15 protein-coding genes are annotated in these 14767 nt (G+C 69.0%); 11 read left to right on the top strand and 4 right to left on the bottom strand.

All coding sequences use genetic code 11. The features are described 5' to 3' along the window. Positions 1-101: 101 nt before the first annotated feature. Positions 102-845: a LuxR C-terminal-related transcriptional regulator gene (locus ACGFIF_RS39465; protein WP_393162085.1), complete on the top strand. Its 744-nt coding sequence runs from the start codon at positions 102-104 to the stop codon at positions 843-845. Between the two features lie 36 nt (positions 846-881). On the opposite strand, the gene ACGFIF_RS39460 is transcribed toward ACGFIF_RS39465, so the two are convergent. Then, a complete protein-coding gene (locus ACGFIF_RS39460; protein WP_393162083.1) occupies positions 882-1493 on the bottom strand; it encodes an NAD(P)-dependent oxidoreductase in 612 nt (203 codons plus the stop codon). Positions 1494-1495: 2 nt separating this feature from the next. Beyond that, complete coding sequence (locus tag ACGFIF_RS39455) at positions 1496-2392, bottom strand: EamA family transporter (protein WP_393162081.1); 897 nt, start codon at positions 2390-2392, stop codon at positions 1496-1498. A 72-nt stretch (positions 2393-2464) separates the two neighbouring features. Here ACGFIF_RS39455 and ACGFIF_RS39450 point away from each other — a divergent pair, with 72 nt between their 5' ends. Beyond that, on the top strand, positions 2465-2962 hold the full coding sequence (locus ACGFIF_RS39450) for a MarR family winged helix-turn-helix transcriptional regulator (protein WP_393162079.1): 498 nt from the start codon (positions 2465-2467) through the stop codon (positions 2960-2962). A gap of 4 nt (positions 2963-2966) precedes the next feature. Then, on the top strand, positions 2967-4166 hold the full coding sequence (gene fxlM / locus ACGFIF_RS39445) for a methyltransferase, FxLD system (RefSeq protein ID WP_393162077.1): 1200 nt from the start codon (positions 2967-2969) through the stop codon (positions 4164-4166). On the opposite strand, the gene ACGFIF_RS39440 is transcribed toward fxlM, so the two are convergent. Continuing rightward, positions 4150-4890 (bottom strand): hypothetical protein, encoded by a 741-nt coding sequence (locus tag ACGFIF_RS39440; RefSeq protein ID WP_393162074.1) that lies wholly within the window; start codon positions 4888-4890, stop codon positions 4150-4152. The genes fxlM and ACGFIF_RS39440 overlap by 17 nt on opposite strands. 186 nt (positions 4891-5076) lie before the next feature. Here ACGFIF_RS39440 and efp point away from each other — a divergent pair, with 186 nt between their 5' ends. After that, positions 5077-5610 carry an elongation factor P gene (gene efp, locus ACGFIF_RS39435; RefSeq protein WP_393162257.1) on the top strand — a complete coding sequence of 178 codons (534 nt, stop codon included), beginning with the start codon at positions 5077-5079 and terminating at the stop codon, positions 5608-5610. Between the two features lie 24 nt (positions 5611-5634). Continuing rightward, on the top strand, positions 5635-6045 hold the full coding sequence (gene nusB / locus ACGFIF_RS39430; protein ID WP_393162072.1) for a transcription antitermination factor NusB: 411 nt from the start codon (positions 5635-5637) through the stop codon (positions 6043-6045). A 253-nt stretch (positions 6046-6298) separates the two neighbouring features. Here the strand turns inward: nusB and ACGFIF_RS39425 are convergent, their stop codons facing one another. Further along, positions 6299-6811, bottom strand: coding sequence for a transcriptional regulator (locus tag ACGFIF_RS39425; RefSeq protein ID WP_360530429.1), 513 nt, complete (start codon positions 6809-6811; stop codon positions 6299-6301). Between the two features lie 205 nt (positions 6812-7016). Between ACGFIF_RS39425 and pyrR the strand changes: the two genes are divergently transcribed. Genes pyrR through carB form a run of 6 tightly spaced genes read left to right on the top strand, consistent with a single transcriptional unit; the run spans position 7017 to position 14763 of the window. Continuing rightward, a complete protein-coding gene (gene pyrR / locus ACGFIF_RS39420) occupies positions 7017-7619 on the top strand; it encodes a bifunctional pyr operon transcriptional regulator/uracil phosphoribosyltransferase PyrR (RefSeq protein WP_393162069.1) in 603 nt (200 codons plus the stop codon). Next, positions 7616-8560 carry an aspartate carbamoyltransferase catalytic subunit gene (locus ACGFIF_RS39415; RefSeq protein ID WP_393162067.1) on the top strand — a complete coding sequence of 315 codons (945 nt, stop codon included), beginning with the start codon at positions 7616-7618 and terminating at the stop codon, positions 8558-8560. Before pyrR ends, ACGFIF_RS39415 begins: the two co-directional genes overlap by 4 nt. Next, positions 8557-9849, top strand: coding sequence for a dihydroorotase (locus tag ACGFIF_RS39410; protein WP_393162065.1), 1293 nt, complete (start codon positions 8557-8559; stop codon positions 9847-9849). Before ACGFIF_RS39415 ends, ACGFIF_RS39410 begins: the two co-directional genes overlap by 4 nt. Further along, positions 9846-10340 carry a hypothetical protein gene (locus tag ACGFIF_RS39405; RefSeq protein WP_393162063.1) on the top strand — a complete coding sequence of 165 codons (495 nt, stop codon included), beginning with the start codon at positions 9846-9848 and terminating at the stop codon, positions 10338-10340. Before ACGFIF_RS39410 ends, ACGFIF_RS39405 begins: the two co-directional genes overlap by 4 nt. After that, the gene (gene carA / locus ACGFIF_RS39400) at positions 10337-11458 is read left to right on the top strand and encodes a glutamine-hydrolyzing carbamoyl-phosphate synthase small subunit (RefSeq protein ID WP_393162061.1); all 1122 of its coding nucleotides are present in this window, start codon (positions 10337-10339) and stop codon (positions 11456-11458) included. Before ACGFIF_RS39405 ends, carA begins: the two co-directional genes overlap by 4 nt. Continuing rightward, positions 11458-14763, top strand: a complete 3306-nt coding sequence (gene carB, locus ACGFIF_RS39395) for a carbamoyl-phosphate synthase large subunit (protein WP_393162059.1) — start codon at positions 11458-11460, stop codon at positions 14761-14763. Before carA ends, carB begins: the two co-directional genes overlap by 1 nt. Positions 14764-14767: the final 4 nt, after the last annotated feature.

The raw sequence follows: 14767 nt of genomic DNA, 5'->3' as shown, positions 1-14767 counted from the left end.
CTGAAGGTTCGGGAGCACGATCGGAATCGACGCTGTTGGGGGTTCGTGTGACTGCGGAATCAGTCCGTTCCGTTCATCAACGCTCTGGGGGAGTGGCAAGTATGACGACACACCGACGTATTCCTGTCTGGGTGAAGGCCCTCGACCCGCTGTCGCAGTTCGGGTTGGTGCACGCGCTCGGGCCGCGGCCGGAGATCGCCCTGATCACCGACGCCGATCTGGCGTCCCTGCAGAGCCAGCCGATGCAGGGCCAGTCCGTGCAGAGGCAGTCCGTGCCGGTCCAGCCGATGCCGGGCCAGTCCGTGCAGGGTCAGGCGACCGAGCAGCGCACCGTCCCGCCAGTGGTCGCGTTGATCGCCGTCGACTCGCTCGACCCGGCAGCGGTGCAGGTGCTCCGGTCGGCCACGCAACGGGGGTGTCGGCGGACCGTGCTGATCGGCAGCTCGATCGACGACGACGCGTTGATGACCGCGGTCGAGCTGGGGGTGTCCGGAGTGCTTCGGCGTACCGAGGCGACCGCCGACCGCATCGTGCACCTGGTGCTCGCCGCCGCCGCGGGTGACGGCAGCCTGCCGCCGGATCTGCTTGGCCGGTTGCTCGGTCAGGTGTCGCGGATGCAGCGGCACGTGCTGGCACCGCGTGGACTGTCCCACACCGGGCTGTCCGACCGCGAGACGCAGGTACTGCGGCTGGTGGCCGACGGCAAGGACACCCAGGAGATCGCGCGGGAGCTGTCGTACTCGGAGCGGACGGTCAAGAACGTCCTGCACGACGTGACCAGCCGCCTGCAACTGAGGAACCGCTCGCACGCCGTCGCCTACGCCCTGCGTGAGGGCCTCATCTGACGGCACCGCCAACCGACCCTCGGCACACTGACTGCCCTAGTAGCCAACCGTGAATCGGCGCCGCACCTGCTGTGCTTGCTCGGCCTCGTCCACCAGGGCGTGGGCGAAGTCTTCCATCGAGATGAACGACGTGCCGTCCTCGGCGGTCACCAGGTGGTCGATGCCCAGCCGATAGGTGCCGGTCCGGGACCCCGGCTCGAGGAGGGCCGGGGGACTGACATAGGTCCAGTCGACATCGGCGCTCGCGCGGACCAGGTCGAACTGCTCGTTGCAGGCAAGGGCGATCGGACGCAGCTCGGCAGGGAAGTCCGGCGACTCCACAAGCATCAGCTCCGTGCCGGGAACGATCAGGCTCGCCGCCCCGCCGACCAGGATGAGCCGTACACCGCTGGACCGCAGACCGATCAGGAGTCCCTTGGCTGCCTCGACAAGCTCGCCCTCCTTGCCCGGGCGCGGCCTGGTCGCGCTGATGACCAGGTCGTGGTCCTGGCTCAGCCTGGCGACGTCGTCCGGGTCAGACGCATCGCCCTGAACGTAGTCAGGAGATGCGGTCCGGCTGACCGGCGTCACCTGGTGGCCGCGGGCGACCGCTTCCTGGACCACCCGGCTACCGACGGCACCGGAGGCTCCGAAGACGAGGATGCGCATGCTCAGCACCTTTCCGCCGCGGGGACCAGCACTGGCGGCGTGGTGGTCTTCTTCCGCTTGATCTGGGCGCTCACCAGCGCCGCGAGGACGATGAGTCCGCCGATGACCTGGGCGGTGGTCAGACGCTGGTCGAGCACCAGCCAGCCGAGGATGGTCGCCGTCACCGGACTCAGAAGCAGCAGGAACGCGGCATCGGTGGGGGAGAGCTCCCGGATGCCCCGGAACCACAGGGCATAGGCCACCGCGGAGCCAAGGATCGTCAGGTATGCGTAGCCGAGGACGTTCTGGCTGGTCATGGCCGGTGGCGCACCCTCGGTCAAGTAGGCGACCGGCAGCAGGACCAGCCCGCCCGCGACCAGTTGCCAGCCAGTCGTGGCCAGCAGGGGAGCGGGTGAGGTCCAGCGCTTGCTCAGTACGACGCCGAACGCCATGACCACCGCACCGGCCAGTGCTGCGACCACACCCCAGGTGTCGAGGCGCGCGCCGGCTCGCAGTACCAGCAGGCCGACACCGAACACACCAGCGATGGCCGCCAGGACTGTGCGCAGTGAGAGCCGCTCACGTAGCAGACCGGTCGACAACAAGGCCACGAACAGCGGCTGGATCGCACCGACTGTTGCGGCCACCCCACCAGGCAGCCGGTAGGCGCCGACGAAGAGGAGCGCGTTGAACGCCCCGATGTTGAGCGTTCCGAGGACGAGCGACCGCCACCACCAACTGCCGCGCGGTAGCAGACGGGTGATCGCGACCAGCAGTAGACCGGCCGGCAGCGTGCGGATCAGCGCAGCCAGGAACGGCCGGTCCGGTGGAAGGAGCTCCGTGGTCACCAGGTAGGTGGTGCCCCAGAGCGTCGGCGTGATCGCGGTGATCAGGAGAAGGGTGATTCGATCGCTTAGCACTAAGATAAAGTATCTCAGCGCTAAGCAATCTTCAATCCCTCAGCGCTAAGCGATCTGGACTACGCTGAGCAGATGGCAGATCACGTCGACCTGGTGCTCGAGCAATGGGGCGAGCAGAGGCCGGACCTGGATGCGTCACCGATGGGTGTGGTCGGCCGGGTGGGCCGGCTCAACCAGCTGTTCGACGGCGAGCTTCGGCGCAACTTCGCGCGGCACGACCTCGACCGCGCCTCGTTCGACGTGCTGGCGACGTTGCGGCGCAGCAACGCCGAGCACAGCCTGACCCCGGCTGGTCTGATGCGGTCGTCGATGGTCACCTCCGGTGCGATCAGCCAGCGACTGGACCGGCTCGAGGCGCGTGGTCTGGTCACCCGGACGCCGAGCGAGACCGACGGACGTGGTGTCCGGGTGACGCTGACCGAGCAGGGCCTGCAGTTGATCGACACCGTGCTGCCGGCCCACATCGACACCGAGAACCGGCTGCTGGCCGGGCTGTCGGCGGCCGAGCGGGAGCAGTTCGTTGACCTGCTGCGAACCCTGCTCGAGTCGCTCGGGGACAAGAGGGACTGAGGCCATGAGTGCCGACGACTCGTTCCGGGCCGAGTCGTTACGTGCGGCCCTGACCCGGCGTTTGGTTGCCGAGGGCTCCATTCGGGACGAGCGGGTGGCGGCCGCGTTCCTGGCCGTGCCGCGGCACCTGTTCGTCCCCCACGCCCCGTTGGACCGGGCGTACGCCGACGACGTCGTCCTGATGAAGCGGAACGAGGCCGGGATCGCGATCAGCTCGGTGTCGCAGCCGAGCATCGTCGCGCTGATGCTCGAGCAGGCCGGGATCCGGCCCGGCGATCACGTCCTCGAGATCGGGTCCGGCGGCTACAACGCGGCGCTGATGCATGAGCTGGCCGGGCCGAAGGGATCGGTGACCACGGTCGACATCGATCCCGAGGTCACCGAGCGGGCCCGCGAGGTGCTGACCGCGGCCGGGTACGACGACGTCCGGGTGGTCCGGGCTGACGGTGAGTTCGGGGTGCCGGAGGGCGCGCCGTACGACCGGATCGTGGTGACCGTGACGGCGTGGGACATCGCCACCTCCTGGATCGACCAGCTCCGGCCCGGCGGGCGGCTCGTCGTACCGCTGCGGTTGCGGGGCCAGACCCGGTCGATCGCGTTCGACCGGGTGGACGACCATCTGGAGAGCCGGTCGGCGACGTTGTGCGGGTTCGTGTGCATGCAGGGCGTGGGAGCGAACTACGAGCGGGTCGTTCCGATCGCGGGTGACGAGGTGTACGTCAGCTTCGACGAGGACCAGGAGGTCGAGGCGCATCCGTACGACGGTGTCCTGGACCAGCCGCGCACGCAGGTCTGGTCAGGTGTCGTGATGCACCGCGACGAGCCGCTCTCCGATCTGAACCTCTGGCTCGCCGTCAACTTGCCCGGGTACTGCGCTCTGTCCGCCGAACGATCCGCGCAGACAGCCGCGCCGACTCCGCGCTGGGGAGCCGCGGCGGTGGCGACACGGGACAGTGTTGCCTACCTGACGTCCTGTCCGGCCCACCGCCGACCGGCGTCGTTCGTCGAGCTCGGGGTCAACGGGCATGGGCCGGACGCCGTTGACCTGATGGATCGGCTGGTCGACCAGTTGCGGAGCTGGGACGCCCATCACCGGCACGGGCCGGGGCCGTCGTTCCAGGTCTATCCGGTCCGCGACGCCGTACCGGCCGGGTTCCGGATCGCCCGGCGGCACGGGTGCTTCATCGTCAACTGGGCGGGGTAGTCCCGGGGCGCGGTGGGTTCCGGACCGTCTGCCAGAGCTCGTCGATGTCGGAGCGATCCTCGGGCTCAGGGGTGTCGACCCAGCCGCTGGCCCAGGTGTCCTCCTCACGGTCGAGATCGAAGATCGACTCGGCGAACGCGGCCGAACCGACGTAGCGGGTCTCGGATTCCTCCGGCCCCGACTCTGACTCGGACTCTGGCTTCGACGCCGCCGGCGGGCGCTGGGTCGAGGTGGGTTGCTGATCCGCCGGCGCGACCAGGGCGCGGGCGTACTCCTGCGCCTCGAGGATGCCCATGTCCTGCTCGTCGCACAGCAACCGGATCGCGGCCACCTCGTTGGAGGAGTTCATCAACTCCCGCACCCGGGTGTCGGTGTCCCGCTTGGGTGTCGGCAGGTTGTTCTGCGGCGGGCGGTGACCCTGCGGCGGCCCGTACGACGGCAGCCACTGCGCCGGCGGCTGGAACTGCGTCGGCTGCTGGTACTGCGTCGGCTGCTGGTACTGGTTCGGCGGTTGGTAGTGGGCCGGTTGCTGGAGCTGCGCCGGGGTGGGCTGGGTGTACCGGCCCTGGGGCTGGGTCGGCTGGTTGAAACCCTGCTGAGCCTGGATCCGCTCGATCAGCTTCTGCACCCGGGCGTTGGGCTCACCGGGCTTCGCCGACTGCTGCTTGGCCTTGGCGACCAGGCTGACGACGATCATGATCACGATGAAGATCGCGAACTCCACGGTGCCTCCCGGCGTCCAGGCTGTCGCTGTGGACTGCCAGCGTAAGGCCCGCCGGGGGCCGCGGGCCGTCGCCCCGGAGTCGCGGAATCGGAGGAAGGGGCAGGTGAACGCTACAATCCGGTGTTACCGCTGATCGATCTCGAAGGGCTCACCCGCGTGGCAACGACGAACGACCTCAAGAACGGCATGGTGCTCGACCTGGACGGGCAGCTGTGGTCCGTCGTCTGGTTCCAGCACCACAAGCCCGGCAAGGGCGGCGCCGTCGTCCGGACCAAGTTGAAGAACGTGCTGTCCGGCAAGGTGGTCGACAAGACCTTCAACGCGGACGTCAAGGTCGAGGTCGCGACCGTCGACAAGCGCGACATGACGTACCTGTACAACGACGGTTCGGCGTACGTGTTCATGGACAAGTCCACCTACGACCAGCTGCAGATCCAGCCCGAGGTGGTCGGCGACGCCTCCCACTTCCTGCTGGAGAACCAGGACGCCATCGTCGCGGTGCACGACGACCTGCCGCTGTACGTCGAGCTCCCGGCCTCGGTCGAGCTCCAGGTGGAGTACACCGAGCCCGGCCTGCAGGGCGACCGGTCCACCGGTGGCACCAAGCCGGCCAAGCTGGAGACCGGCTACACCATCCAGGTCCCGCTGTTCCTGACCACGGGCGAGAAGGTCAAGGTCGACACCCGCACCGGGGACTACCTCGGTCGCGTCACCTCCTGACTCCAAGAGAGCTGACAACAGAACATGTCTGCCCGTAGCAAGGCCCGCAAGCGCGCTCTGGACGTGCTGTACGAGTCGGAGGTCAGGGGCCTGCCGGTCGGCGGCACCCTGGCCGACCGGGTGGCCGACAACGATCCGCCGGTGAACGAGTTCACCGTGGCGCTGGTCGAGGGTGTCGCGAAGCACATCGAGGTCATCGACGACCTGCTGGAGACCCACTCGGTCGGCTGGTCGCTGGACCGGATGCCGGCCGTGGACCGCAACATCCTGCGGATCGGAAGCTACGAGTTGTTGTTCGACGACCAGGTGCCGGACGTGGTCGCGGTGAGCGAGGCGGTCGCGCTGGCGCGGGATCTGTCCACCGACGAGTCGCCGGCGTTCGTGAACGGGCTGCTGGCCCGGCTGCTGCAGCTCAAGCCCACCCTCGGCGTCTGAGGGGCGAGGGGGCGAGCCCTCTCGGGAGTCCTGGAATCAAGGCCCGGTGACCGTCTCGGTACGGTCCCGGGCCGGCCTGCGTCCCCGTGGTTCGGCGCGGGCGAACGGCCCCGGCCAGGTGCGGCAGGAGAGGTGGTTCCTGCCGCGGTGGTGCGTCGTACTGCTCCTTGCTACTGCTGTCGTTCCGGCTGAGGAAGGCGGGCGGCCGCGGGCCAGCTGCTACGAGCCCCGACCGTCTCTGCTGCCTTCTTCGTCAGGCGCCGGCCGCTTCGGTCTCCTCGACGTCGCCCTTGGCCTCCGGGTTCAGTACTCCCCAGGAGATGAAGCGCTCGGTCAGAGTCGTGGGCGACTCGTCGTAGATCACGGCGAGGGTCCGCATGTCGTCCTGACGGATCGACAGCACCTTGCCGTTGTAGTCCCCGCGCTGAGCCTGGATCGTGGCCGCGTACCGCGTCAGCGGACCGGCCTCACTCGCGTCGAGGTGTTGCAGGGCCTCCAGGTCGAGGATCAACCGGGGCGGAGCGGCAGCCGCGGCGGCCGCACTGGCGGAACCGGGCAGCAGTTCACGGATCGGCACGCCGTAGAAATCGGCGAGCTCCGCGAGCTTCTGGACCGTGACGGCTCGATCGCCGCGCTCGTACGAGCCGACGACGACCGCCTTCCAGCGACCCTTGGACTTCTCTTCCACGCCATGCAGCGACAGCCCTTGCTGCTGGCGGATGGCACGTAACTTGCCACCCAGTGTCTTCGCGTATTCGCTAGGCACGCTGGTTCATCCCTCCGACTAGTTTCGTCATGTCCGGGCCGCCGGAACGGCTCGGTCGGTGAAACCCCCCTCGGTTACACAGAGTAACAATATTCTGGGCCAGAGGCCAGCGTCAAGACGGCGTGTCACATCCGATACCATGTCAAGCGGTCCGAACGTCCTTTAAAGACCCGTCCAGAGAGGCGGGAAAGGAGGAACGGTAGCGATGAACCATGCCCAGAGCGACGCCCACACACCGGCGCCGCGCACGGTCCTGGACGCTTCCGACATATCCCGGGCACTGACCCGGATCGCGCACGAGATCCTCGAGCGCAACCGCGGTGCCGACCCCGTCGTCCTGCTCGGCATCCCCACTCGCGGCGTCGGCCTGGCCGCCCGCATCTCGGCCCGGATCGCGGCCGTTGAGGGGCAGAGTGTGCCGACTGGGTCACTCGATGTGACCATGTACCGCGACGACATCGGTCTCAAACCACCCCGCGGACTCGAGCACACCGACATCCCGCCCGACGGGATCGACGGCAAGGTCGTCGTCCTGGTCGACGACGTGCTGTTCTCCGGCCGCACCATCCGGGCCGCGCTGGACGCGATCGGCGACATCGGCCGGCCGCGCGCGGTCCAGCTCGCCGTCCTGGTCGACCGCGGCCACCGCGAACTGCCGATCCGCGCCGACTACGTGGGCAAGAACCTGCCCACCTCCCTGGTCGAGCGCGTCACCGTCCACCTGACCGAGTACGACGGCACCGACGCCGTACTGATCGCGGACAAGACACCGAGCACCGACAAGACAGCGGCGGGGGCGAAGGCATGAGGCATCTGTTGAGTGCGGGGGATCTGTCCCGCGACGAGGCGAACCTGATCCTCGACACGGCCGAGGAGATGCGGTCGCTGGCCGACCGGCCGATCAAGAAGCTGCCGGCGCTGCGCGGCCGGACCGTGGTGAACCTGTTCTTCGAGGACTCCACCCGGACCCGGATCTCGTTCGAGGCGGCCGCCAAGCGGCTGTCCGCCGACGTGATCAACTTCTCCGCCAAGGGCTCCAGCGTCAGCAAGGGCGAGAGCCTGAAGGACACCGCGCTCACGCTGCAGGCGATGGGTGCCGACGGTGTCGTCTGCCGGCACGGCTCGTCCGGCGCGCCGCACCTGCTCGCCACGTCGGGCTGGATGACCGGCTCGGTGGTCAACGCCGGTGACGGGACGCACGAGCACCCGACCCAGGCACTGCTCGACGCGTTCACGATGCGCCGCCACCTCGGTTCGCTGGAGGGCCGCCGGATCACCATCGTCGGCGACGTCCTGCACTCGCGCGTCGCCCGGTCGAACGTGCTGCTGCTGTCGACCCTCGGCGCTGACGTGACCGTGGTGGCGCCGCCGACGCTGCTGCCGGTCGACATGCGCAGCTGGCCGTGTGCGACGTCGTACGACTTCGACTCGGTGCTGGCCAAGAGCGACGCGGTGATGATGCTGCGGGTCCAGCGGGAGCGGATGAACGACGCGTTCTTCCCGAGCGCCCGCGAGTACAGCCGCCGCTACGGGCTCGACGTGCACCGGATGGCACAGTTGCCGGACGAGGCGCTCGTGCTGCATCCGGGCCCGATGAACCGCGGGATGGAGATCAGCGCCGAGGTCGCCGACTCGACCCGCTCGGTGATCGTCGAACAGGTCACCAACGGCGTGGCCATCCGGATGGCCGTTCTCTACCTGCTGCTCTCCGGCAGCAACGACACAACCCCTGAGGAGCAGACCGCATGACCGCATACCTGATCACCGGAGCGAGCATCGTCGGCGGTGAGGTGGCGGATCTGCTGATCGACAACGGCGAGATCGTTGCTGTCGGCACCAACCTCGAGACCCCGCGGGACGTCGAGACGATCGACGCCGCGGGCCTGATCGCGCTGCCCGGTCTGGTCGACCTGCACACGCACCTGCGCGAGCCCGGTCGCGAGGACGCCGAGACCGTTCTCACCGGCACCCGGGCCGCGGCGCTGGGTGGGTTCACCGCGGTGTTCGCGATGGCCAACACCGACCCGGTGGCCGACACCGCCGGCGTCGTCGAGCAGGTCTGGCGTCTCGGCCGCGAGGCCGGGTTCGCGGACGTCTACCCGATCGGCGCCGTCACCGTCGGCCGGCGGGGGACCCAGCTCGCGGAGCTGGGCGCGATGGCGGACTCGGCGGCCCGCGTGCGGGTGTTCTCCGACGACGGCGACTGCGTCTGGGACGCCGCCCTGATGCGGCGGGCGCTGGAGTACGTGAAGGCCTTCGGCGGCACGATCGCCCAGCACGCGCAGGAGCCGCGGCTCACCCAGGGCGCGCAGATGAACGAGGGCGCGCTGTCCGGCGTCCTCGGCCTGACCGGCTGGCCGAGTGTCGCGGAGGAGGCGATCATCGCCCGCGACATCCTGCTGAACGCGCACGTCGGCTCGAAGCTGCACATCTGCCACCTGTCCACCAAGGGCTCGGTGGAGATCGTCCGGGCGGCGAAGCGGCGCGGGTTCGAGGTGACCGCCGAGGTGACCCCGCACCACCTGCTGCTGACCGAGGACCTGGCCGCCTCCTACAACCCGGTCTTCAAGGTGAACCCGCCGCTGCGGACCAAGGAGGACGTCGAGGCGGTCCGCGAGGGCCTGGCCGACGGCACCATCGACATCGTCGCCACCGACCACGCGCCGCACCCGGTCGAGGACAAGGACTGCGAGTGGAGCGCGGCGGCGTTCGGCATGCTCGGCCTGGAGACGGCGCTGAGTGTGGTCCAGCACGCGATGATCGACACCAAGCTGATGTCGTGGGCGGACGTGGCCGACCGGATGAGCTACCGGCCGGCCGCGATCGGCCAGGCCGGCGACCACGGCCGGCCGCTCGAGGCGGGTGCGCCGGCGAACGTCGTACTGGTCGATCCCGCCGCCGAGCGGACCGTGGTCCCGGGGGAGTCGGCGTCGCTGTCGCGGAACACGCCGTTCGACGGGATGACGCTGCCGGGCAAGGTGGTGGCGACGTTCCTGAGGGGTACGCCGACCGTCCTGGACGGGACGCTGGCCCGGTGAAGACGTTCCTGGGCATTCTCGGCACGCTGCTGGTGATCGCGGCGGGCTACTACGGCATGTACCGGGGCTGGCGGAACCGTCAGTCCCGGCAGGCCGACCTCGCGCCGCTGCCGGTCGCACCGGCCGATGACACGACGCGAGGCGTGGAGGGTGTGTACGTCGCCACCACGGCGGCAGGCGACTGGATGGACCGGATCGCCGTGCACGAACTGGGTGTCCGCAGCACCGCGGACCTGGCCGTCAGTGAGGCCGGCCTGATCTTCCACCGGCAAGGGGCGGCGGATGTGTTCATCCCCGTGGACCACCTGACCGGCGTCCGGACCGACCGCGGGATCGCCGGCAAGGTGACCGCGGAGAAGTCCGGCCTGGTGGTGGTCACCTGGAACCACGACGGCCGCGCGCTCGACACCGGGTTCCGGCCCCGCCGGAAGGCAGACACCGCCCCCCTGACCGAATCCATCTCGACCCTGATCGGAGCCGAGCAAAGATGAGCCAGCCCGCATTGCTGGTCCTGGAGGACGGCCGCGCCTTCGCCGGTACGTCGTACGGAGCGACCGGCGAGACGTTCGGCGAGGCGGTGTTCACCACCGGAATGACCGGCTACCAGGAGACGCTGACCGACCCGTCGTACCACCGGCAGATCGTCACCCAGACCGCGCCGCACATCGGCAACACCGGGATCAACGACGAGGACGACGAGTCGCAGAAGATCTGGGTCGCCGGGTACGTCGTCCGCGACCCGGCCCGAGTGTCGTCGAACTGGCGGGCCACACGCTCGCTCGACGACCAACTGAAGGGCCAGGGCATCGTCGGGATCTCGGGGATCGACACCCGGGCGCTGACCCGGCATCTGCGTGAGCGCGGTGCGATGCGCGCGGGGATCTCCACCGAGATCCTCGATCCGGCCGCGCTGCTGGACAAGGTGCTGGAGCAGCCGCCGATGGTCGGCGCGGACCTCGCCTCCGAGGTCACCACGTTCGAGCCGTACGTCGTCCCGGCCGACGGCGAGAAGCGGTTCACCGTCGTCGCGCTCGACCTCGGGATCAAGTCGATGACGCCGAAGCGGATGGCCGAGCGCGGTATCGAGGTGCACGTGCTGCCCGCCACCGCGAGCCTCGACGAGGTGCTCGCGGTCAACCCGGACGGCATCTTCATGAGCAACGGGCCGGGCGACCCGGAGACAACGGAGCACCCGACGACGCTGCTCAAGCAGCTCCTGGAGCGGAACAAGCCGTACTTCGGGATCTGCTTCGGCAACCAGGTGTTCGGGCGGGCGCTCGGACTGGGCACGTTCAAGCTGAAGTACGGGCACCGCGGGATCAACCAGCCGGTGCTCGACCGGGCCACCGGGAAGGTGGAGATCACCGCACAGAACCACGGGTTCGCGGTGGACGCGCCGATCGGGGAGACGGTCGAGACGCCGTACGGGACGGCCGAGGTCAGTCACGTCTCGCTCAACGACAACGTGGTCGAGGGTCTGAAGCTGACCGGGCGGGACGGCAAGGTGCTGGCCTTCTCGGTGCAGTACCACCCGGAGGCGGCGGCGGGTCCGCACGACTCGGCGTACCTCTTCGACCGGTTTGTGGAACTCATGGAAGGCCGTAGCTGATGCCACGTCGTACAGACATCGAGTCGGTGCTCGTGATCGGCTCCGGTCCGATCGTGATCGGCCAGGCCTGTGAGTTCGACTACTCGGGCACCCAGGCCTGCCGGGTGCTCAAGGAGGAGGGCTTCCGCGTCGTCCTGGTGAACTCGAACCCGGCCACGATCATGACGGACCCCGAGTTCGCCGACGCCACCTACGTCGAGCCGATCACACCGGAGTACGTCGAGAAGGTGATCGAGAAGGAGCGGCCGAACGCGCTGCTCGCCACCCTCGGCGGCCAGACCGCGCTGAACGCCGCGATCGCGCTGCACGACAACGGCGTACTGGAGAAGTACGGCGTCGAGCTGATCGGCGCGTCCGTCGAGGCGATCCAGCGCGGTGAGAACCGGGAGTCGTTCAAGCAGATCGTCGAGAAGCTCGGCGCCGAGGTGGCCCGGTCGCGGATCTGCCACACCCTCGACGACGTCCTCGGCGCGGCCGCCGAGCTCGGCTACCCGCTGGTGGTGCGGCCGTCGTTCACGATGGGCGGCGTCGGCTCCGGGATGGCCTACGACGAGGCCGACCTGCTCCGGATCGCCGGCGCCGGCCTGCACGCCAGCCCGACCACCGAGGTGCTGATCGAGGAGTCGATCCTCGGCTGGAAGGAGTACGAGCTGGAGGTGATGCGCGACAAGGCGGACAACGTCGTGATCATCTGCTCGATCGAGAACGTCGACCCGATGGGCGTGCACACCGGCGACTCGGTCACGGTCGCCCCGGCGATGACGCTGACCGACCGCGAGTACCAGGTGATGCGGGATCTGGCCATCGGCATCATCCGCGAGGTCGGGGTCGACACCGGCGGCTGCAACATCCAGTTCGCGGTCGACCCGGTGGACGGCCGGCTGATCGTGATCGAGATGAACCCGCGGGTGTCCCGCTCGTCCGCGCTGGCGTCGAAGGCGACCGGCTTCCCGATCGCCAAGATCGCCGCCAAGGTCGCGATCGGCTACACCCTGGACGAGATCCCGAACGACATCACCCGGCAGACCCCGGCCAGCTTCGAGCCGACGCTGGACTACGTCGTGGTGAAGGTGCCGCGGTTCGCGTTCGAGAAGTTCCCGGCCGCGGACGCCACGTTGACCACGCACATGAAGAGCGTCGGCGAGGCGATGGCGATCGGCCGGAACTACACCGAGGCGCTGCAGAAGGCGCTGCGTTCGCTGGAGAAGCCGGAGGCCAGGTTCACCTGGGCCGGCTCGCCGGCCACCGATCTGGAGCCGTTGCTGGAGGCAATCAAGACGCCGCACGACGGTCGGCTGCGCACCATCATGGAAGCGATCCGTGCCGGTGCGACGCCGGAGCAGATCTTCGAGAACACCCGGATCGACCCGTGGTTCGTGGATCAGCTCTACCTGATCCACGAGACCGCTCTGCAGGTCGCGGCCGCGCCGCGGCTCACCCCTGAGGTCCTGCGGCTGGCCAAGCGACACGGGTTCTCGGACCTGCAGCTGGCCGAGATCCGTGGACTGACCGAGGACGTCGTCCGGGGTGTGCGGCAAGCCCTCGGGATCCGGCCGGTCTACAAGACGGTCGACACCTGTGCGGCCGAGTTCGCGGCCGAGACGCCGTACCACTACTCGTCGTACGACGAGGAGACAGAAGTCGCACAGCGCGAGACCCCGGCGGTGCTGATCCTGGGGTCGGGGCCGAACCGGATCGGGCAGGGGATCGAGTTCGACTACTCCTGTGTGCACGCGTCGATGGCGCTGCGCGACGCCGGCTACTGCACGGTGATGGTGAACTGCAACCCGGAGACGGTCTCGACCGACTACGACACCTCCGACCGGCTGTACTTCGAGCCGCTCACCTGTGAGGACGTGCTCGAGATCGTGTACGCCGAGATGCAGGCCGGCCCGGTGGCCGGGGTGATCGTGCAGCTCGGCGGTCAGACCCCGCTGGGTCTGGCGCAGCGGCTAGCCGATGCCGGCGTACCGATCGTGGGCACGTCGCCCGAGGCGATCCACCTGGCCGAGGAGCGGGGCGCGTTCGGGAAGGTGCTCGCGGACGCGTCGCTGCCGGCGCCGAAGCACGGTACGGCGCTGTCGGCCGAGGAGGCGCAGCGGATCGCCGCGGAGATCGGCTTCCCGGTGCTCGTCCGGCCGTCGTACGTGCTGGGTGGACGCGGGATGGAGATCGTCTACAGCTCGGACGAGCTCGACGCCGCATTGGAGCGGCTGGGCGGTGGTGAGGCGTTCGAGCACCCGGTGCTGATCGACCGGTTCCTGGACGACGCGGTCGAGATCGATGTGGACGGGCTGTTCGACGGCAACGAGTTGTTCCTGGGCGGCGTGATGGAGCACATCGAGGAGGCCGGGGTGCACTCCGGCGACTCGTCGTGTGCGCTGCCGCCGATAACGCTGGGGAACGCGGACATCGAGAAGATCCGGGTGTCGACCGAGGCGATCGCTCGCGGCGTCGGCGTACGGGGTCTGCTGAACGTGCAGTACGCGCTGGCCGGTGACGTGCTGTACGTGCTGGAGGCGAACCCGCGGGCATCCCGGACGGTGCCGTTCGTGTCGAAGGCGACCGCGACACCGCTGGCGAAGGCGGCGGCCCGCGTGATGCTCGGGGCAACGATCTCGGACCTGCGGGCGGAAGGCATGCTGCCGGCCGTCGGCGACGGCGGCACGCTGCCGACCTCGACGCCGATCGCGGTGAAGGAAGCCGTGATGCCGTTCAACCGGTTCCGGACCGTCGACGGCCGGTCGGTGGACACCGTGCTCGGGCCGGAGATGCGCTCGACCGGCGAGGTGATGGGCATGGACGACACCTTCGGGACCGCGTTCGCCAAGTCGCAGGCCGGGGCGTCACAGCCGCTGCCGGGGTCGGGCAAGGTGTTCGTGTCGGTGGCGAACCGGGACAAGCGGCACATGATCTTCCCGGTGAAGCGGCTCGCGGACCTGGGCTTCCAGATCTACGCGACCGAAGGTACGGCGGACGTGCTGCGGCGCAACGGGGTCGAGGCGGTCACGGTCCGCAAGAGCAGCCAGGGACCGGGACCGAACGGCGAGCCGACGATCGTGCAGATGGTCCAGGACGGTGAGCTCAACCTGATCGTCAACACCCCGATCGGGATCACCAAGGGCGGCTCGCCGCGACTGGACGGGTACGAGATCCGCAGCGCCGCGGTGGCCCGCAACATCCCGTGCATCACCACGGTGCAAGGCCTGGCGGCCGCCGTCCAGGGGATCGAGGCTCAGCGGGGCGGGGACATCGGCGTCCGGTCGTTGCAGGACTGGGTGCCGAGGATCCGCGGTGAGCAGTGACGCC

Source organism: Kribbella sp. NPDC049174 (assembly GCF_043197365.1).
GTDB lineage: Bacteria > Actinomycetota > Actinomycetes > Propionibacteriales > Kribbellaceae > Kribbella.
Note: the sequence above shows the minus strand (reverse complement) of the source record. Positions and strands in the feature narration are given on the sequence as shown.